Raw genomic sequence first — 17,954 nt, forward strand, 5'->3', positions numbered from 1 at the left:
TTCTGTATTGCTCGACGGATTGCCTCTGTCGTCGTGGCGCTGCCGTGTAGAACCTGCCCCATAGTGCTTCCTTCCACTCATGCGAAAAGATTGCACCATCAAAGTCCGGGATTAAACACCTAGGTCAACTTAAGACCTGCCGAGACAAGGTCGGCCTTTATTGGATGGCACGGAAGCCCTAAGGCCTCAAGGCCCGCTACCGCGACTGACAGGCACACAGCGAGAGCCAATCGGACACCGGGGAACATCCCTTGTTGGAGCCCAACCCGGTCCTGCCAGTTCACCCAGCCCGCAATAGGCAGAAGATGCGACGTATCGTTCGTAGGTCGTGGGGCTTGTGCTGAGAACAACGGAGCCTTGCGCAGTAACAAGGCTTCGTGCCTGATCGCAGGCCATGGCAGTGGTCAGCTGGCGGTTTTGGGCGATCGCTCCAGAACTCATGCTGATGAGGACGATAGCAGCATAGACCGGCTTCATGTTTCTCATGGCGAACCTCACTGTAAGGGCACGCTCGACCACGATCCCTGTCAGGATATCGACAAGGCCATCAACGACAACACTGCCGCGAGAACATTCATCGCCACCGCGGTTCCGGCCAGACACAGCGAGAGAGGGACGCGACGCCGCTCCAGGTCTGAATTCTCGACGACATAGGGAAGGGCTTTGGTGGAAGCCCGAGTGCCTCTCATGGTCACTGTCTATCTCCTCCAAGATAGGGATCAGGAATTAACGATCTGAAGAGGATGCTCCCATGTCGTCACGCCGTCAGTGCGTTCCCGCACGGAAGTTGGACCCAGGATCTCACGAGGACGGTAAGGTTGCCCTTTCCATCAGCCGCGATGACCCGACGGGCTATCCCGTCACCGGTCGTGGGCATGCCGAGGGCGATTGGCAGGCTCCATGTGCGACTGGAGCCTCTCTAAGCCGCTGTGATGTAAGGAATTTGTAGTGGTGCGGACGGCGGGGGTCGAACCCGCACGGGCAAAGCCCGAGGGATTTTAAGTCCCTTGCGTCTACCAATTTCGCCACGTCCGCGTTGGAATGAGGGTTATCGGGCTCAAGCCAAGAGCGCAAGAGCGCGAGCCGCTCTCGCCGTCATTCGGGCGTGCGGAAACCGTAAAGCCAGTCGTAACGCCGGGTCATGCCCTCGGGTCCGAGATGGCGCATGACCTGATTGCGTCCGAAGCTCATAAGATTGCCGGCATGGTAGAGGCGCCCGTTCCTACGGGCTTCGTTCTGCACACGGGTTGCGCGCGCAAGACGTTGTTTCTCATAAGAAGCGAGAATTTGAGGGATATCCTGTCCCCCTTGGCCTAGCAGGAAGGCGAGGGTGGCCGCTTCCTCGATGGCAAGAGCTGCACCCTGGGCCAGGAAAGGTAGAACGGGGTGGGCGGCGTCGCCGAGAAGGGCGACGCGACCCTCGGCGAGGCGCGCGGCCGGATGGTCGAACAGCGACCAGCGCAGCCATTCCTGCGGCTGCGATAGGAAAGTGCGCAGGGCAGGGGTGGCCGAGGCATAATGCTTGAGAAGCTCGTCCCGGTTGCCCGGAGCGGCCCAGCCGTCTACAGGCGTGGGGCTTTTCTCGATGGCCACCACATTGACGAGCCTGCCGCCGGCAATCGGATAGTGCACGACATGTCCCTGCGAGCCGAGCCACAGGCCGGTTTCGTCGCCAGCGAGTTCGGCCGGCGCTGCCTTCCGCTCGAAGGTCGCACGCCAGGCGATGTAGCCGCGAAAGGCAGGGGGCTTTCCATCTCCGAGGGCCTGCCGAACCTTCGACCAGACCCCATCGGCGCCGACGATCGTGTCGGCCTCGATACTCTCTCGCACACCGCCCGCAGAAATCCAGGTGAGTCTGGCCCGCTGAGGCCCGTCCTCCACCTCCTCGACGGTCCGGCCCATCACAAGGCGGATCGCCGGTTCGGAACGGACAGCGTCGAGAAGGATCGTCTGGAGGTCGGCCCTGTGCACCACCCAGTAGGGCGCCTCGAAGCGCTCGTGCATGAAAGATCCGAGCGCGACCTGTCCGATGGTCTTGCCGGTGCGGATGGCGCGCACGACGACGCGCTGCGGTTCCGACGCGGTCCGGCGCAGGGCGGGACCAAGGCCGAGCTTGATCAGGATCCGGCTGGCATTGGGCGAGAGCTGGAGGCCGGCCCCGACCTCGCTGAAGCCCGTCCGACGCTCGATGAGGGTAATTGCATGGCCCTGACGGGCCAGCGCCAGGGCCGCCGTCAGGCCGCCGATGCCGGCGCCGACAACCGCAATCGAGAGGCCGGTTTTCTGCACGATGCGTTAGCGTGAGGCGGCAGCGGCCGCGAAATCGGGCTCCCACACGCACTCGGCCGGGCGAGCCTCGTAGGCCTTCAGGGCAGGATCGTACTTGAAGAGGGTCGAGCAATAGGAGCAGACGGTCTCGGTATCAGAGCCCATATCGATGAAGATGTGGGGATGATCGAAAGGCGGCGTCGCTCCGATGCACATGAACTCCTTGGAGCCCACGTGAATGACGGGAACTCCCGGATCGTTGTGGAAGTGCGGTGTGCCTTTGTCAGCCATTGCCGTTGCTCTGCGCGATGAAATTTGCGCGCACCATAATGGCCGAACGGCCATGCGCCTAGAGCAAAGTTCAACCGATTGCATCCGCAGCCGGAGGTGCTTAGGTTGCGGCAGTTTCCCGACCGTTCCAATTACCTTCGGCTCCATGCGCTATTTCAATTCCGACGGCGTGAGCATCGCCTACATCGATGTCCCGCCAAATGAGGGTCAGGGCGACCCGATCCTCCTCATCCATGGCTTCGCCTCAACCCATGCGGTGAACTGGGTCAACACGCTGTGGGTCAAAACCCTCACGCGGGCCGGCTACCGGGTGATCGCCTTCGACAACCGCGGTCATGGAGAGAGCGAGAAGCTCTACGATCCCGTGGCTTATGATTCCTATCGCATGGCCGAGGACGGACGCCGGCTCCTCGATCATCTCGGCATCGAGCGCGCCGACGTTATGGGCTATTCCATGGGCGCGCGGATCACAGCCCATATGGCGATTGCCTCGCCGGATCGCATGCGTTCTATGCTTCTTGGAGGTCTCGGCATCCACCTCGTCGAAGGTGTCGGCCTGCCGCTCGGTATTGCCGATGCCATGGAGATGCGCTCCCTCGACGACCTGACCGATCCGATGCAGCGCATGTTCCGAGCCTTTGCGGAGCAGAACGGCAGTGATCTGAAAGCGTTGGCTGCCTGCATTCGCGGCTCGCGGCAGGTGCTGTCGAAGGCGGAGATTGCCTCCATCAAGCTCCCAACCCTGATCTCCGTCGGCACGGCCGACGATGTGTCAGGCTCGGGGCCGGAATTGGCCAAGCTCATACCCAACGCAACTGCGCTCGATATTCCCGGGCGCGATCACAACCTCGCCGTCGGCGACAAGGTTCACAAGCAGGGTGTTCTGGACTTCCTGGCTCATCGACCCTGAAGCTTGGCCGGTTGACTTGGCGCTTCTCATTCCAATCTCTCTGAGAGGAGGAGTGAATGACCCGGCTCGACAGCGCCATCCGACGACTCACTGCACAGCGCGATCTACTCGACTGGGCCGCGCGGAACCTAAGCCCAGCGGGACTCGTGCTGGAGGTCGGCCTCGGCAACGGGCGCACCTACGATCACTTACGTGCTCATCTGCCCGGGCGTGAGATCTATGTCTTCGAGCGCTCGCCCGCTGCCCATCCCGATTGCTATCCGCCCGAAGGCTATCTGATCGTCGGTGACCTCTTCGACACCCTGCCGCCTTTCATCGAGAGACACGGCCGAGGCTCGGCGGCCCTGATCCATATCGATATCGGATCGGGCGACGAGGAGGCGAACCTGAGCCTGGCGCGGCGCCTGTCGCCCCTGCTCGAAGCTTTGCTCCAGCCGGGCGGAATCCTGCTGGGCGACCGCGCCTTCGACATGCCAACATGTCGGGACATTTCATCGGAGACGAGGGTGCTGGAAGGACGCTATTTCGTGTACTGCCGGGACAACGGAGCTTAGCTGCCGGTAAAGACCGGATGGCGCTTTTCCAGGAACGCGTTGCGTCCCTCAGCGGCATCGGCGCTGTCAAAGCATTGATCGGCGAGGGTGATCGGATCGACATCGGGGTGCATCACGCCGACTGCTTCGTCGATGGCTGCCTTGGCGGCCTTGATCGTCAGGGGCGCATTTCCCGCAATCGTCTTGGCCAGGGCCAGGACGTGGGCTTCCAGTTGATCCTCCGTCACAACCCGCTGCACCACGCCCAGGCGTGAGGCCTCCTGCGCATCGATACGCCTTGCGGTGAAGAAAAGATCCTTCGCGGCCGGAGCACCGATGGTTGCCGTCACGAGCTTCATAGCGCCCGGCGGGTAGCCGATTCCGAGACGTGCAGCCGGGATGCCGAAAATGGCACTCTCGGAGGCCACGCGCAGGTCGCAGGAGAGGGCGAGGCCGAAGCCGCCTCCCAGGCAGAAACCGCGGATCATGGCGATGACGGGCTTCGAGCAATGGGCGACCGCCGAGAAGGCGGCCTCGTTGGTGGCCTCGTACAGTCTTCCGCCCTCGGCATCGGCGCGCAAGGTCGCAAACTCGCCGATATCGGCGCCGGAGGCGAAGGATTCCTGCCCCGCTCCTCTTAAGACGACCACGCGCACCTGCGGGTCCCGATCGAGTGCTCCCATGATGTCGGGAAAGGCTTTCCACATCTCCAGGTCGAGCGCGTTGTGCTTGGACGGGTTGTCTATGGCCAGGGTCGCAATGCCGCCGGAAAGCGAAACGACAAGCTTGGACGTCGACGGCGAAAAAGAGTAGGTCATGGCTCGCGTGGATCTATGGTAAGGGGCTTGGGCTTCTTATCTATGCTTAAGGCGATAAAGAAGCCGGCAAGGAGACTATCATGACACAGACGCGTCTGAAGCCAGGAGCTCCGGATGCCGTGGCCGGAAAGGTCGATCCGATCTGGAGCCGCTTGCGCTCGGAGGCCGAGGCCATCGTTCAGGCCGAGCCGGCTATCGCGGGTTTCGTGCTCAGCGCCATCCTGCATCAGCCGAGCCTGGAAGCCGCGGTCATTCACCGGGTCGCCTCGCGCTTAGGGCATGCGGCTGTACCAGCCGATATCATCGAGCAGATCTTCCTCGAAGCCATTGAGGACGACAGGACCATCGGAGCGGCCTTCCGGGCGGACATCAGCGCGGTCATGGACCGTGATCCGGTTGTCACCCGTGCCATCGAACCCGTGCTCTATTTCAAGGGCTTCCACGCCATTCAGACCCACCGACTGGCTCATTGGCTTTGGAAAAGAGGGCGGCAGGATTTCGCGCTCTATCTCCAGAGCCGCTCCTCCGACACGTTCCAGACGGACATCCACCCGGCGGCCCAGATCGGCCGCGGCATCTTCCTCGATCATGCTACGGGTCTTGTCGTGGGTGCCACCGCCGTCATCGAGGACAATGTCTCGATGCTGCAGGATGTGACGCTCGGCGGCACCGGCAAGGAGCGCGGCGACCGGCATCCCAAGATTCGGCATGGTGTCCTGATCGGAGCCGGCGCGAAGATCCTCGGCAATATCGAGGTCGGCCATTGCGCCAGAATCGCTGCCGGCTCTGTGGTTCTCAAGCCCGTGCCCCATAATGCCACGGTGGCCGGTGTTCCGGCGAAGGTCATCGGTACGGCCGGATGCGAAGAGCCTGCCCGCTCCATGGATCATTGCTTCTCGGAGATGGACGGAATCTGAGGGCAGGGCTCCGTTTGGGACCTAACCCCGCTTGCTCGCGTTTGCCGGGCATGGCAAGTGCAGCTTCCGTGAAATCAAGAAAGGACCTGTAGTGGACAAAACCGAGATGGCTAAAGTCGAGCGCTATCTGCGCCAGACCTTTGCGAACCACTCGATCCGCGTCGTCGGTCGCCCGAAAAAGGCCGATTCGGCGGAAGTTTACATCGGGGAGGAATTCGTCGGCGTGCTCTTCCTCGACGATGAGGATGGGGACCGCTCGTTCAATTTCACCATGGCCATCCTCGATACGGATCTCGAGGACTAGGCAATCTTCCGCAGCAGGGCCTTCCTAGGTTCTGCTGTTTTTCTTTCTGGACATGCGATGCCGATCTACAGACTCGACGACAGCGCCCCCATTTTTCCTTCGCCTGACCGCTTCTGGATCGCTCCGGACGCTCATGTGATCGGCAAGGTGCGCTTGGGGCTGGATGTGGGCATCTGGTTCGGTGCCGTGCTGCGCGGCGACAACGAGCTGATCGATATCGGCGAGGGCACGAACATCCAGGAAGGGGCTTTGCTCCATACGGATATGGGTGCACCCCTCACCGTCGGGGCAGGGTGCACCATCGGGCACAAGGCCATCCTGCATGGTTGCACGATCGGCGAGAACTCCCTGATCGGCATGGGAGCCACGATCCTCAATCATGCCCGCATTGGTGCGAATTGCTTGGTGGGCGCCAATGCGCTGGTCACCGAAGGCAAGGAATTTCCCGACAATTCGTTGATCGTCGGTGCGCCGGCCAAGGCAATTCGCGTGCTTGATGCGGATGCAATCGATCGGCTTCGCTGGTCGGCCAGGAACTACGTGGACAATTGGAAGCGCTTCGCAAAAGGAATGAGGCGGATCGACTGATCCGCCTCGAATAAAGCTGATGCTGAAACGAAAAACCGGCGTCTTGCGCCGGTTTTTCTTTTAGCGGTTTGCGGTGGTGGTCGGCGATGAGACGATGCCGCCGAGGGACACCCAGCCGATTGCGTCCTGGCTCTCGCGCTTGATGTAGACGTAGCCGGTGCGGTGCCAGGGGAGAACCGACGAGGTCTTGTTGTCGAGGACGAAGTCGCCCCGGTTGGTGCGTACCATCAGCACGGCGTGGCCTTCGCCCAACTCGTCGATCACGACGGTCATGCGCATGGCGCGGCGGGGCAGGCCTGCCTCGGCAAGAAGCCGGCGCTTCAGGAGCTGGAAATCCTCGCAATCGCCGCGGCCGTCATCGGGGAAGCCCCAAATATCGACGACACCCCAGTGGTCCGCATCCGTCACGGCCTTGATGCTGGAATTCACGCGCTGATTCACGGAGACGATCGTCTTCCAGACTTGGGGGGTCAGGTCGATCGTATCGGACTCCGCCACATTCACGGAGCATTCGGACCGAAAATTCTCGCAAAACTGTGACCAGCCCAGAAGCGGCTTGGCAGTGCCGATGCTCGTAATCGGAGCGCTCGAAACGGGTAGGGCAGCCACGGTTTGGGCTTGGGCGGTTGTACCGATAAACAGGAGAGACAGGCCGAGAAGAGCTGTTTTAATGAACGTGCTCACAGAGGCTGGCTTCTCATTTACGCCACAGAAAAGGCCATTCTTGAAATAATCCTGCCGCATGCCCCACCAGCCGGTTAACGTTCTTTTAACCAAACTGACATGGTTGCATTTTCGGCTCAAGCGGAAAGTAAAAGGTGAGTTAACGCGTCGCGGCTCGACCGGTTCCATTATGGTTAACAAAAACTTCGAGCGCCGAAAAGAGGAAGGAAAGGTTTCCTCTGAGGCAAGCTTGGCTATTGCTAACCTGTTGGTTTTTCTCGACTGCGGGCCCAGATTGGGGCTAGCTCAGAAAATGAATCGAACGCCGTCGGCACAAGGATTTAAGCCGGCTGCCAGACAAAAAAGTTTTTCATGTCTCCACACCCGTCCCGCCTCCGAGAGCCGATCCTCAACCTGCCAGCTGTCATTACTTTGTGTCTGGCCGTGTTGATCGGCATCCACGCCTTCCGGATGCTTCTGTCCGATGAAACGGACTTCACTGTGATCATCGATTGGGCCGTGATTCCGGCACGCTGGTCCGTGGCCTTCGGGGGTGTTCAGGTCGACGAGATTATGAGATCCCTGCGCGAGGGTGTGCCGGAGGATACGGTCACGCCGATGATGGCATTGGCACAATACGTTCTAGCCAATGAGGAAGGGCGGCCCTGGACCGCGCTGTCCTATGCCTTCCTTCATGGCTCCTGGGCCCACGTGCTCATCAACAGCGTCTGGCTTGCCGCTTTCGGCACTCCTATCGTCAGGCGCTGCGGCGGTGGACGGTTCTTCATCCTGTTGGCGGCCTCCGCCGTGTGCGGAGCCGTGTTCTATGCCGTCATGAATCCCTTGCAGGTCCTGCCGATGATCGGCGCGTCCGGGGCCGTGTCGGGCCTGATGGCAGCAGCCTCCTGGTTCATGTTTGCCCCGGCCTCATGGCATTGGGAAGGGCGCATAACGCAGCCGCACGAGCGGCCCCGCGAGACCCTGGGGCACATGGTGCGCAACCGTCAGGTTCTGATCTTCCTAGGGATCTGGTTTGCCGCAAACTATGTGTTCGCCTTCGTCCAGCCCTTGGGGCTCATGGATGCGAGCATCGCCTGGGAGGCTCATATCGGTGGCTTCCTGGCCGGTCTCGTCATTTTCCCGCTGCTGGACCCACTTCCTGCACGGCCAAGCCGCATCTCGGCTTGAAACCGACACCGTTTGCCCCAATCATCGTAATACTGATGTAGGGTTCTCACCCATTGTCATGGGATAGGTTCCCGACTTCAGTCTTGCGGATACGAGGGCTGACGGTCCTCGCCGTTCGCACAACGGGAGGGAATAAATGATCGTCAATCGAATCCTTTCGCTCAAAGGCCGAGATGTCGCCACCATCGAGCCGGGCCGATCCTTGAGCGAAGCGGCCAGGATTCTCGCAGAACGCAGAATAGGTGCCCTTCTTATCGTCGACGGCCACCGGCCCGTCACCGGCGTCATCTCTGAGCGCGACATCGTGCGCGCCGTTGCCACGCAAGGTGCGAAAGCCCTGGACGAGCCTGTCTCCCGTTTCATGACCGAGAAGGTCGTCACCTGCACGGGCGAGACATCCATTAACGACGTGATGGAACTCATGACCCAGCAGAAATTCCGTCACATTCCGGTCGTCGAGGGCGGACGCCTGACCGGCATCGTCTCCATCGGGGACGTGGTGAAGCTGCGCCTTGAAGAGGTCGAGGCTGAGACTCAGGCGATCAAGGAATATATCGCGACGGCCTGATCAGCCTGTCTGGGTTTCCTGCAGCAATTCGAGAATATCCGGCAGGGCGCGCTCCGTGGCCTGCCGTCCCAGGGCGATGCATTCCAGGGCCCGGTGAAACTCGAACAGGCCCATCTTGGCGAGCTTCGGCGCTACCATGATATCGGGCGGGTCTCCGGCGAGCCTCGAGCGAGCGATGCGGTCCTGGGTAATGTTGAAGGCATCGACCATCACCGTGGCAAGACCAGGCGCATTCGGCTTGCGCGGCTTGTCTCCTCGAGATCCTGGGAAGATACCCCAGCGCCGGGGCGCTTCATCGATGGCGTCCTCGATCTCCTGCTCGTCGCTCGTCCCGGCATCGTAGGATTGGATGACGGTCCCGCGCACGCGCACCTCGCCGTTGAGATTCACGCAGATGACGATATCCGCGCCGAGCGCGCGGGCGGCGGTGATCGGGATCGGGTTGACCAGGGCGCCGTCCATAAGCCAACGGCCGCCGATCATGACCGGATCGAACACGCCGGGGAGGGCGTAGGAAGCCCGCATGGCCTGGACGAGAGGGCCGCGGGTCAGCCAGATCTCATGCCCGCTCACGAGCTCGGTCGCGATGGTGCAGAACTTGATCGGCAGAGTCTCGACCCTTCGGTCCGTCAGGTCCTGATCCAGCAGGCGTTGCAGGCGCCCGCCGCCAATGAGGCCTGCGCCGCTGAAATGGAAATCGAGAAGGCCCATGACCCGTCGTTTGGTCAGGGACAGGGCGAAAGCCTCCAGCTCGTCGAGCTTGCCGGCCGCATAGCAACCGCCGACCACGGCGCCGATAGAGGAGCCGGCAATCACGTCCGGAACGATGCCGGCTTCGGTAAGGACGCGCAGCACGCCGATATGGGACCAGCCGCGCGCTGCGCCGCCGCCCAAGGCCAGGCCGATTCTTGCTTTCGTCCGGATTTCGCGCTCGGCCGGTGACTTGATCTCGGCCGCTCCTCCGCCACCCCCTGATCCGGCGCTGCGCCGGGCAATCCCGTCCCACAACATTGATCACTCCAAGGCCTTGCTTCCTATTCATGCCAACCTGCTATGAAAGCCGCATGAATGGTCCCCTCAAGTTTCAAGTAGGACTGGTTCAGGAAAACTGAACAGTGGAGCGCTGCAAAGCCCGCTGCGACAAAATGATGATGACGAAGGTGAAGCCGATAAGGAGGCCCAGCATCGCGCGAAGGTTGAAGATTTCGCCGCCGAATCCGATCAACGGGGGGCCAAGCAGCAGGCCGCCATACCCCAAAGTTGCCACCATGGCGACGCCCATGCTCGGCGGAAAATCCTTCATCTGGCCTGCTGTGCTGAACAGGACCGGTACCGTGTTGGCAAGGCCGATGCCGACCAGGGCGAAGCCGATGGAGGCGGGCAGGGGGTGCGGAACGAGCATGGCGAGCGCGAGACCGAGGGCCGAGAGCAGTGCTCCCAGCTGCAGCGTGCGAACGCGGCCGAGATGTCGGACAACGAAATCGCCCATGAAGCGGCAGATTGTCATAGCGAGGGAGAATGCGGCGAACCCCGTGACGGCAGCCTCCAGGCTCGCGCCGGCCTCGGTCTGGAGATAGATCGCCGTCCAGTCGACCATGGCACCCTCGACGATGAAGCAGAACATGGCGAGCACTGCGAGAAGGATGATGCTCCCCCGTGGCCAGGCAAAGCCATGACCCTCGACGGTCCGCTCTTTTTCGCCGAGCGTCCAGAACGCCGCCAGCAGGAAGAGAAAGCCCATCCCAAGGGAGGAGATCACGAGCGTCGGCACGATCCTGACATCGAAAGCGATGAGGAGGCCGGATGCTCCGGCTCCCGCTAGGCCGCCCAGGCTGAAGAAGGCATGGAAGGAGGACATGATCGCCGAGCCCCAGGCCTTCTCGACCACCGTGGCATTGGTGTTCATGGCGATGTCCATGGTGCCGTTGCAGGCCCCGGCCACGAGGGCGGCTGCGACGAAGAAGCTCAGGTTCGGAGAAAGGCCCGGGAGGATCAGGGCCGCCGCAAAGGAAAAGGCAGCGATCAACGTCATGGGGCGGCTGCCGACCATCACCACAGCCCAGCCGATGATCGGCATGAGTGCTACTGCGCCGAGGGAGAAGGCCAGGAGACCGAGGCTGAGCTGGCCATCGGACAGGCCGAGCGATTCCTTGAACCGGGGGAGCTGGGCCGCCCAGGTGCCGATGCCGAAGCCGTTGCCGAAGAAGATGGCGCTGGCGGCCGCCCGCGCAGGGAGAAGGTCACGTCGTGTCATCGGGCCTTCCTAACCCGGACAGGCCGAAACTGCACCCGTTTCCTGGACGATGGCAGCCTTGCTTTTTTGCAGGGCTATGAACCTCAATCGATGACGAGGTGGGGCTTGCCGCCGGAGGTCTCGACCTTCCGGTAGAAGCAGGACCGGCGCCCGGTGTGGCAGCAGCCGCCATCACCTGCGACCTGCACCTTGAGAAGAAGAGCATCCTGGTCGCAATCGACCCGCATCTCCCTGACCGTCTGGATCTGCCCGCTGGTTGCGCCCTTGTGCCAGAGCTCTCCGCGCGAGCGGGACCAGTACCAAGCTTCGCCGGTCTCGATCGTCCTGGCCAAAGCTTCTGCATTCATGTGGGCGACCATGAGGATTTCGCCGGTCGCGACATCTGTCGTGATGCAGGTGATCAGCCCGTCCGCTCCGAACCGAGGGGACAGGACCGTTCCCTCCTCAAGTTCGGCCTTGGAACCGGGCGAGGGGAAAAGAGTGGATGGCGACGGGTTCATAGAAGACCTCAGCCCCGGCTCCGCACAAGGGTCAGGAAACGCACCTGTTCGGCCGGATCTTCCTTGAAGATGCCGGTGAACTGCGTGGTCAGCGTGAGAGCGCCTGCCTTCTGGATGCCGCGCATGGACATACACATATGCTCGGCCTCGATCATAACGGCTACGCCGCGAGGCTCGAGCGCCTCGACCATGGCCTTGGCGATCTGGGACGTCATCGTCTCCTGCGTTTGCAGGCGGCGGGCATAGGCATCGACGAGGCGGGCGAGTTTGGACAAGCCGACGACGCCCTTCGTGGGATAATAAGCCACATGCGCCACCCCAAAGAAAGGCACCATGTGGTGTTCGCAATGGGAGTAGAAGGGGATATCGCGCACGAGCACGATATCGTCGTAGCCTTCGACTTCGGCGAAGATCTTGTCGAGGATCTCCGATGGATCCTCGTCGTAACCGGAGTAGAACTCCCTGAAGGCCTTGGCGACGCGCTTGGGCGTGTCCTGCAGACCTTCGCGGGTCGGGTCGTCGCCAGCCCAACGGATCAGGGTGCGAACCGCCGCTTCGGCTTCTTCCCGGGAGGGAGACGCAACTGGCTTGTCGGCGGCTGTCGTCAGACGCGTGGACAGGGACTTAACCACATCACTCACGTGGAGCCTCTTTTCTCAACTTTTCTAAACCGAGGAAGCTTGGCAGCCCGGTAGTTTCTATTTTCTTTCCAGACAGTGTCATAATGACCGCTGTCGCAGAACTCTATCACAGTGCTTATATAGGTATATGAGCACATTCCCAACCGTCATGTCACAGGCCGATATGCTGAACGACATCTACAGCCGACGTATCCTTGAGCTGGCCGCCGATATTCCGCATCTGGGACGGCTGGCCGAGCCCGATGCGTCTGCGACGGCCCGTTCCAAACTCTGCGGCTCGACCGTTACGGTCGATGTGAAGCTCGAAGGCAATGTCGTGACGGCTTTCGCCCATGACGTAAAGGCTTGCGCATTGGGCCAAGCCTCATCGTCGATCATGGGGCGGAATATAATCGGAGCGACCATAGAGGAGCTTCGCGAGGTTCGCGATGCGGCAAGTCGTCTGCTCAAAGCTGGCGGGGAGCCCCCTCAAGGCAAATGGGAGGAGCTTAAGGTGCTGGAACCTTTGCAAGATTACAAGGCCCGTCATGCCTCGATCCTCTTGACATTCGATGCTGTCGTGGATGCTCTTGGCCAAGTCGAGGCACGGCGGATCGAGAGCGTGGGATAAATGCCTAACCCTGTCCAGCAGGCGGCCCATTGGGCGATCCGAGGCTATCAGCTGAGCCTGTCCGGCCTGATCGGCCGCCAGTGCCGCCATCTGCCCTCCTGCTCTGAATACACGGATGAGGCGATCCAACGGCATGGTTTCTGGCCTGGGGGGTGGATGGGCTTGGCCCGCATCTGCCGCTGCGGCCCCATCGGCACTCACGGTATCGATCTGGTGCCTGAAACATTGCCCGAGAGCGCAGCCTGGTATAAGCCGTGGGCCTATGGTCGCTGGCGGGGCGTGAACGCGCCGGAGAATGCCACTGCGATCACCTGCGAGGCAGCCGAACCTGACGGCGGCTGATTTCGCCTTCCAATCCAACGAACCGTCGGCCCCCGCTTACCTGCTCCGTTGGCAGGAGTGAGCCAGGAGAAACATTTGATGATTACCCTGACATTCCCCGATGGCGCGCGGCGCCAATATGACTCCGGCATCACCGGCCGGGAGATCGTGGAAGGCATTGCCAAGTCGCTCGCCAAGCGCACCGTCGCCATGGCACTCGACGGCACGGTCGCCGATCTCGCCGATCCGATCACCCAGGATGCCAAGATCGAATTTCTGAACCGCGAGGACCCGCGCGCGCTGGAGCTGATCCGGCACGATGCCGCGCACGTGCTTGCGGAAGCGGTGCAGGAGCTGTTTCCCGGAACGCAGGTCACCATCGGTCCGGTGATCGAGAACGGCTTCTATTACGACTTCGCCCGCAACGAGCCCTTCACCCCTGAGGACTTCCCTGCCATCGAAGCGAAGATGCGCGAGATCATCGCGCGCGACAAACCCTTCACCAAGGAGGTCTGGAGCCGCGACAAGGCCAAGCAGGTCTTCAAGGAGAAAGGCGAGACCTACAAGATCGAGCTTATCGACGCGATTCCCGAAGGGCAGGATCTGAAGATCTATTCCCAGGGCGATTGGTTCGATCTGTGCCGCGGCCCGCACATGACCTCGACGGGCAAGATCGGCAATGCCTTCAAGCTCATGAAGGTGGCGGGCGCCTATTGGCGCGGCGACTCGAACAACGCCATGCTGACCCGCATCTATGCGACCGCCTGGGCAAACCAGGAAGAGCTCGACACCTACATCCGTCAACTTGAGGAGGCCGAGAAGCGCGATCACCGCCGCCTCGGCCGCGAGATGGACCTGTTCCACTTCCAGGAAGAAGGGCCGGGCGTCGTCTTCTGGCACCCGAAGGGCTGGACGGTATTCCAGGAGCTGATCTCCTACATGCGCCGTCGCCTGAAAGGCACCTATCAGGAGGTCAACGCGCCGCAGATCCTCGACAAGGCCCTATGGGAGACCTCGGGTCACTGGGGCTGGTATCGCGAGAACATGTTCGCGACCCAGACCGAGGACGATCGCGTCTTCGCGATCAAGCCGATGAACTGCCCGGGCCACGTGCAGATCTTCAAGCATGGCCTGAAGTCGTATCGCGACCTGCCGTTGCGTCTTGCGGAGTTCGGCAACGTGCACCGTTACGAGCCGTCGGGCGCACTCCATGGCCTGATGCGCGTGCGCGGCTTCACGCAGGACGATGCTCATATCTTCTGCACGGAAGATCAGCTCGCCGCCGAGTGCCTGAAGATCAACGACCTGATCCTCTCCACTTATGCCGATTTCGGCTTCGACGAGATCGTCGTGAAGCTCTCGACCCGACCTGACAAGCGCGTCGGCACGGACGAGATGTGGGATCATGCGGAGGACGTGATGACCCGCGTGCTCAAGCAGATTGAGGACCAGTCGGGCGGACGCATCAAGACCTCGATCAACCCGGGTGAGGGCGCGTTCTACGGGCCGAAGTTCGAGTATGTGCTGCGCGATGCCATAGGCCGGGACTGGCAGTGCGGCACCACGCAGGTAGACTTCAATCTGCCGGAGCGTTTCGGCGCGTTCTATGTCGACCATGACGGCCAGAAGAAGACGCCTGTCATGGTGCACCGCGCGATCTGTGGTTCCATGGAGCGCTTCACCGGCATCCTGATCGAGCATTTCGCTGGACACTTCCCACTCTGGCTCGCTCCTGTGCAGGCGGTCGTCGCCACCATCACTTCCGAGGGCGACGAATACGCCATGGAAGTGGTGCGCTCCGCTGAAGCCGCGGGTCTTCGCGTCGAAGCGGATCTGCGCAACGAGAAGATCAACTACAAGGTCCGCGAGCACTCACTTGTGAAGGTACCGGTGCTTCTCGTGGTCGGCCGCAAGGAGGCCGCCGAACGGACGGTCTCCATCCGCCGACTGGGAAGCCCGAACCAGCAGACCATGACGCTCGACGAGGCCTTGAAGGTTCTCGCCGCAGAGGCCGTGACACCAGATCGCAGACGTGTGGCGAAGGCGGTTTCCGAGCCGGAAGGCCACGTGACGCTCGACGGGCATCACGTGGTCGAGCGGACAATCGCATAAATTCTGTTTGCACGAATGAAGGCGGCGCTTCTCGAGAGAAGCGCCGCCTTTTTCTTTTTACTCAGCTCTTGGGATGAGGGCGGAGTGTAAAATATCAAGTCGTCTGCCGCTGTCGGCCGGTCGTGCGTCCTCCGGGAGACGTGCCGGCAGTCGGGCCTGCAGTTCCACTGCCGGGATTAGTTGTCGTAGCACCAGCGTCACCTGCCTCGGTCCCTGTCGCATGTGAGCCCTGCTGCTGGCCGACGCGCAGATTGTTCTGCACGTAGCTCACCCCCGACACGGACTCTGCCAAATCCTCAGCGCGCCGCTTCTCGTTGCGGTCGCGAACCGTACCCGTGAGGGTCACCTCCCGGTTCTGGACCTGCACCTCGACTTCTGACGCATCGATCATGGCATCGTCGGTCAGGCGCTCGTTGATGTCTTCCCGGATGCGCTCGTCCGAACGCTGATAGCCCTTCGGTCCGCGGCCCTGATGCTCGCCCCGGCGGACCTCGCCGCGGCTGGCGGTTGTGTCATTGCCGAAGCGTGTATTGCCGGGGCCTATGCCGTAATTGCTGTGATCCCGTTGCTCGTTCACGAGGCTCCAGGTGCGCTCGCGATCCTGCATGCGTCGATCATTCTCGTTGCTGTCATCGCCGGGACGAGCGCGTCCACCGGTGATGGTGGAGGCGCCATAGCGCTTCGGACGATAGCCTCTGCTGGCAGAGCCGCGGCCTGCGTATTCGTCGCCGTAGCTCTGATAGCCGTCACCGCCGAAGCCGCCGCGCATGCGCGCATTGCGAGCTCTCTCCTTGCCGGGATAGCCGAAGCTGCCGAAGGCGGCGCGCACGTCATCCTCGTCACGGAAGCGGAATCCGCCGCGGCCACGATTGCGCGAGCGGTCTTCCCGGCTGTGCCGATCTTCGCGGTAATCGTGTGGACGATGGCGCCAGTCGTCACCATCGTCCCGCAGACGTCGATCAAGCTCGCGCCGCTCCTCACCGGTCAGTCGGGCTTGTCCACTACTCGGGGTCTGATCTGCTCGTGAGGTCGAGGGCGTGCCAGTCCGGTCAGGCTCGGAGGGCGTGGAAATGCGATGCAGCGCACGGGAGGCATCGCCCTCGCTGTCGGTCGCGAGATCGCCGAGCGCGACGATGCCGACCAGATGCTTGTCATGATCGACCACCGGCAAGCGGCGGATCTGATGCTCGCTCATCAACTCGACAATGTGATTGACGTCATCGTCATCGAAGCACCACCATACATTGTCGGACATGATTTCGCGCACGCGGGTCGTGTCGGGCGTGAGGCCCGCAGCCGTCGCCCGGACCGTGATGTCCCGATCGGTTACCATGCCGCGCAGGCGGCGTCCGTCGCAGACGGGCAGCACACCCACATTCATCTCATCCATGAGACGCGCTGCTTCCTGGATCGTCCGATCCGGACTCACCACGCGTACGTTGCGGGTCATGATCTCTGCGATTTTCATGAGCTTCCTCTCCAGCAAGGTCACGCCTTGGGAGTCCAGGCTCATGCGCGGCGTGACCGATCATTGACTGACCGTCAATGCCGCGGGGACTGAAAGGTTCAGCGGTTTTACGGGGTGGCGATGATCTCGATATCCCGGTCGAGCCCGCTCTCGATTTTGAACTCGCGGGTATAAACCTTGCCCTCGTGGCGCGCGATCAGGACGTATTCGCCCTCGGCCAGCGTGACCGACGGAAAGGCACCGATGGCCTCGCGGATCACGTCGCCGCCGGGCGTGAGCACGCTGAAGGCCGTGCCGGCGAAGGCCTCACCGCCGGCCGATCCAACCAGCTTGAGGGTTACCGTCGCGGCGCGATGGTTCAGCGTCGCTTCGGTGACACGCCCCGATTCCACCTTCAGATCGCTGCGCATGATGGCGTTGGCATCTCCATAGGTGGAGACCACGTGATAGGTGCCCTCGGGCAGACGGATCATGTCGTTCGCCTTGGCGTCGGCGATCACGAGCCGGCCTTCGGAGTTCTGTGCTTCCGGCACATAGACGGAGAAGGTGAGGCGGTTTGCGGCAATGGGGCTTCCGCCCACGGCGCCCTTGAGCTGGAGGGCGCCTGCGTTGATGGCGAGCCGCTCGTTGAGATTGCCCCGCTGCACACTGATGCGTTTCGAGGCGCTCGCGAAGCCATAGGCCACGTGGATGATGTAGTTGCCTGGGGAGAGCGTGAAGCTCGGCATGGGGCTTGTAGAGCGGGCCATGATATTGGGCTGGGATGCGTCTCCGCGATCCTCATAGATCCGCCACACGAGTCCTGAGCGGATTGGTTCGTTGCTCCCTGCGAAGGTCGCCCCGGCATTCAGGGTCACCTGCCCAATCGAGATCGGGGGCAGGCTCTGCGACATCGACGGCACGGCCGGAGACTGGGCCGAGGCAGCGCCGGCTGCGATGAGGCCGAGCAGACCAAGAAAGGGGAAGGACTGTTTCACAAATAAGGTCATCGATTGAAAAT

The 17,954-nt window shown here is 61.9% G+C and carries 20 protein-coding genes and 1 tRNA gene; 10 read left to right on the forward strand and 11 right to left on the reverse strand.

The genetic code is table 11. The annotated features are described in order from the left end of the window. Positions 1-949 precede the first annotated feature (949 nt). The 3 genes from ACS5Q1_RS31305 to ACS5Q1_RS31315 form a co-directional block, all read right to left on the reverse strand. Positions 950-1,035 (reverse strand) — tRNA-Leu (locus tag ACS5Q1_RS31305). Positions 1,036-1,095: 60 nt separating this feature from the next. Continuing rightward, positions 1,096-2,289, reverse strand: a complete 1,194-nt coding sequence (locus ACS5Q1_RS31310) for an FAD-dependent oxidoreductase (protein WP_473101868.1) — start codon at positions 2,287-2,289, stop codon at positions 1,096-1,098. Between the two features lie 6 nt (positions 2,290-2,295). Next, positions 2,296-2,559: a zinc-finger domain-containing protein gene (locus ACS5Q1_RS31315; protein WP_473101869.1), complete on the reverse strand. Its 264-nt coding sequence runs from the start codon at positions 2,557-2,559 to the stop codon at positions 2,296-2,298. Between the two features lie 145 nt (positions 2,560-2,704). On the opposite strand from ACS5Q1_RS31315, the gene ACS5Q1_RS31320 reads away from it, so the two are divergent. After that, the gene (locus ACS5Q1_RS31320) at positions 2,705-3,469 is read left to right on the forward strand and encodes an alpha/beta fold hydrolase (protein WP_473101870.1); all 765 of its coding nucleotides are present in this window, start codon (positions 2,705-2,707) and stop codon (positions 3,467-3,469) included. Between the two features lie 56 nt (positions 3,470-3,525). Then, complete coding sequence (locus ACS5Q1_RS31325; RefSeq protein ID WP_473101871.1) at positions 3,526-4,023, forward strand: class I SAM-dependent methyltransferase; 498 nt, start codon at positions 3,526-3,528, stop codon at positions 4,021-4,023. On the opposite strand, the gene ACS5Q1_RS31330 is transcribed toward ACS5Q1_RS31325, so the two are convergent. Continuing rightward, a complete protein-coding gene (locus ACS5Q1_RS31330) occupies positions 4,020-4,820 on the reverse strand; it encodes an enoyl-CoA hydratase (RefSeq protein WP_473101872.1) in 801 nt (266 codons plus the stop codon). The genes ACS5Q1_RS31325 and ACS5Q1_RS31330 overlap by 4 nt on opposite strands. 80 nt (positions 4,821-4,900) lie before the next feature. Here ACS5Q1_RS31330 and cysE point away from each other — a divergent pair, with 80 nt between their 5' ends. From cysE to ACS5Q1_RS31345, 3 genes are all read left to right on the forward strand, one after another. Beyond that, complete coding sequence (cysE, locus tag ACS5Q1_RS31335; RefSeq protein WP_473101873.1) at positions 4,901-5,737, forward strand: serine O-acetyltransferase; 837 nt, start codon at positions 4,901-4,903, stop codon at positions 5,735-5,737. Positions 5,738-5,843: 106 nt separating this feature from the next. Beyond that, a complete protein-coding gene (locus ACS5Q1_RS31340; RefSeq protein ID WP_152712679.1) occupies positions 5,844-6,041 on the forward strand; it encodes a DUF3126 family protein in 198 nt (65 codons plus the stop codon). A 57-nt stretch (positions 6,042-6,098) separates the two neighbouring features. Next, positions 6,099-6,629 (forward strand): gamma carbonic anhydrase family protein, encoded by a 531-nt coding sequence (locus ACS5Q1_RS31345; protein WP_473101874.1) that lies wholly within the window; start codon positions 6,099-6,101, stop codon positions 6,627-6,629. A gap of 60 nt (positions 6,630-6,689) precedes the next feature. On the opposite strand, the gene ACS5Q1_RS31350 is transcribed toward ACS5Q1_RS31345, so the two are convergent. Further along, positions 6,690-7,373 carry a transglutaminase-like cysteine peptidase gene (locus tag ACS5Q1_RS31350; protein ID WP_473101875.1) on the reverse strand — a complete coding sequence of 228 codons (684 nt, stop codon included), beginning with the start codon at positions 7,371-7,373 and terminating at the stop codon, positions 6,690-6,692. A 291-nt stretch (positions 7,374-7,664) separates the two neighbouring features. Between ACS5Q1_RS31350 and ACS5Q1_RS31355 the strand changes: the two genes are divergently transcribed. Both ACS5Q1_RS31355 and ACS5Q1_RS31360 read left to right on the forward strand, forming a co-directional pair. Further along, on the forward strand, positions 7,665-8,480 hold the full coding sequence (locus ACS5Q1_RS31355; RefSeq protein WP_473101876.1) for a rhomboid family intramembrane serine protease: 816 nt from the start codon (positions 7,665-7,667) through the stop codon (positions 8,478-8,480). A 136-nt stretch (positions 8,481-8,616) separates the two neighbouring features. Then, positions 8,617-9,048 carry a CBS domain-containing protein gene (locus ACS5Q1_RS31360; RefSeq protein ID WP_473101878.1) on the forward strand — a complete coding sequence of 144 codons (432 nt, stop codon included), beginning with the start codon at positions 8,617-8,619 and terminating at the stop codon, positions 9,046-9,048. Here ACS5Q1_RS31360 and ACS5Q1_RS31365 read toward each other — a convergent pair whose 3' ends face one another. From ACS5Q1_RS31365 to folE, 4 genes are all read right to left on the reverse strand, one after another. Next, on the reverse strand, positions 9,049-10,059 hold the full coding sequence (locus ACS5Q1_RS31365) for a patatin-like phospholipase family protein (RefSeq protein WP_473101879.1): 1,011 nt from the start codon (positions 10,057-10,059) through the stop codon (positions 9,049-9,051). Between the two features lie 88 nt (positions 10,060-10,147). Further along, entirely contained in the window at positions 10,148-11,302 is a 1,155-nt protein-coding gene (locus ACS5Q1_RS31370) for an MFS transporter (protein WP_473101880.1), read from the reverse strand. 83 nt (positions 11,303-11,385) lie between these two features. Next, positions 11,386-11,802 (reverse strand): phosphoribosyl-AMP cyclohydrolase, encoded by a 417-nt coding sequence (gene hisI / locus ACS5Q1_RS31375; RefSeq protein ID WP_473101881.1) that lies wholly within the window; start codon positions 11,800-11,802, stop codon positions 11,386-11,388. 8 nt (positions 11,803-11,810) lie between these two features. Continuing rightward, positions 11,811-12,443 carry a GTP cyclohydrolase I FolE gene (gene folE, locus ACS5Q1_RS31380; protein ID WP_473101882.1) on the reverse strand — a complete coding sequence of 211 codons (633 nt, stop codon included), beginning with the start codon at positions 12,441-12,443 and terminating at the stop codon, positions 11,811-11,813. 163 nt (positions 12,444-12,606) lie between these two features. Here folE and ACS5Q1_RS31385 point away from each other — a divergent pair, with 163 nt between their 5' ends. From ACS5Q1_RS31385 to thrS, 3 genes are all read left to right on the forward strand, one after another. Next, positions 12,607-13,053 carry an iron-sulfur cluster assembly scaffold protein gene (locus tag ACS5Q1_RS31385; protein WP_473101898.1) on the forward strand — a complete coding sequence of 149 codons (447 nt, stop codon included), beginning with the start codon at positions 12,607-12,609 and terminating at the stop codon, positions 13,051-13,053. After that, on the forward strand, positions 13,054-13,395 hold the full coding sequence (gene yidD / locus ACS5Q1_RS31390) for a membrane protein insertion efficiency factor YidD (protein ID WP_473101883.1): 342 nt from the start codon (positions 13,054-13,056) through the stop codon (positions 13,393-13,395). A 78-nt stretch (positions 13,396-13,473) separates the two neighbouring features. Further along, positions 13,474-15,486 (forward strand): threonine--tRNA ligase, encoded by a 2,013-nt coding sequence (gene thrS, locus ACS5Q1_RS31395; RefSeq protein WP_473101884.1) that lies wholly within the window; start codon positions 13,474-13,476, stop codon positions 15,484-15,486. Between the two features lie 94 nt (positions 15,487-15,580). Here the strand turns inward: thrS and ACS5Q1_RS31400 are convergent, their stop codons facing one another. Further along, entirely contained in the window at positions 15,581-16,954 is a 1,374-nt protein-coding gene (locus ACS5Q1_RS31400; protein WP_473101885.1) for a CBS domain-containing protein, read from the reverse strand. A 107-nt stretch (positions 16,955-17,061) separates the two neighbouring features. Further along, on the reverse strand, positions 17,062-17,943 hold the full coding sequence (locus tag ACS5Q1_RS31405; RefSeq protein WP_473101886.1) for a hypothetical protein: 882 nt from the start codon (positions 17,941-17,943) through the stop codon (positions 17,062-17,064). Positions 17,944-17,954: the final 11 nt, after the last annotated feature.

The organism is Microvirga sp. GN3 (genome assembly GCF_055792825.1).

Bases quoted from the DNA above. Each gene is read 5' to 3' on its own strand.
- cysE (WP_473101873.1), top strand. From the start codon at position 4,901: ATGACACAGACGCGTCTGAAGCCAGGAGCTCCGGATGCCGTGGCCGGA.
- ACS5Q1_RS31315 (WP_473101869.1), bottom strand. From the start codon at position 2,559: ATGGCTGACAAAGGCACACCGCACTTCCACAACGATCCGGGAGTTCCC.
- ACS5Q1_RS31360 (WP_473101878.1), top strand. From the start codon at position 8,617: ATGATCGTCAATCGAATCCTTTCGCTCAAAGGCCGAGATGTCGCCACC.
- ACS5Q1_RS31320 (WP_473101870.1), top strand. From the start codon at position 2,705: ATGCGCTATTTCAATTCCGACGGCGTGAGCATCGCCTACATCGATGTC.
- ACS5Q1_RS31355 (WP_473101876.1), top strand. From the start codon at position 7,665: ATGTCTCCACACCCGTCCCGCCTCCGAGAGCCGATCCTCAACCTGCCA.
- ACS5Q1_RS31350 (WP_473101875.1), bottom strand. From the start codon at position 7,373: ATGCGGCAGGATTATTTCAAGAATGGCCTTTTCTGTGGCGTAAATGAG.
- thrS (WP_473101884.1), top strand. From the start codon at position 13,474: ATGATTACCCTGACATTCCCCGATGGCGCGCGGCGCCAATATGACTCC.
- ACS5Q1_RS31400 (WP_473101885.1), bottom strand. From the start codon at position 16,954: ATGAAAATCGCAGAGATCATGACCCGCAACGTACGCGTGGTGAGTCCG.
- ACS5Q1_RS31405 (WP_473101886.1), bottom strand. From the start codon at position 17,943: ATGACCTTATTTGTGAAACAGTCCTTCCCCTTTCTTGGTCTGCTCGGC.
- ACS5Q1_RS31365 (WP_473101879.1), bottom strand. From the start codon at position 10,059: ATGTTGTGGGACGGGATTGCCCGGCGCAGCGCCGGATCAGGGGGTGGC.
- yidD (WP_473101883.1), top strand. From the start codon at position 13,054: ATGCCTAACCCTGTCCAGCAGGCGGCCCATTGGGCGATCCGAGGCTAT.
- hisI (WP_473101881.1), bottom strand. From the start codon at position 11,802: ATGAACCCGTCGCCATCCACTCTTTTCCCCTCGCCCGGTTCCAAGGCC.
- ACS5Q1_RS31325 (WP_473101871.1), top strand. From the start codon at position 3,526: ATGACCCGGCTCGACAGCGCCATCCGACGACTCACTGCACAGCGCGAT.
- ACS5Q1_RS31330 (WP_473101872.1), bottom strand. From the start codon at position 4,820: ATGACCTACTCTTTTTCGCCGTCGACGTCCAAGCTTGTCGTTTCGCTT.
- ACS5Q1_RS31370 (WP_473101880.1), bottom strand. From the start codon at position 11,302: ATGACACGACGTGACCTTCTCCCTGCGCGGGCGGCCGCCAGCGCCATC.
- ACS5Q1_RS31340 (WP_152712679.1), top strand. From the start codon at position 5,844: ATGGCTAAAGTCGAGCGCTATCTGCGCCAGACCTTTGCGAACCACTCG.
- ACS5Q1_RS31345 (WP_473101874.1), top strand. From the start codon at position 6,099: ATGCCGATCTACAGACTCGACGACAGCGCCCCCATTTTTCCTTCGCCT.
- ACS5Q1_RS31385 (WP_473101898.1), top strand. From the start codon at position 12,607: ATGCTGAACGACATCTACAGCCGACGTATCCTTGAGCTGGCCGCCGAT.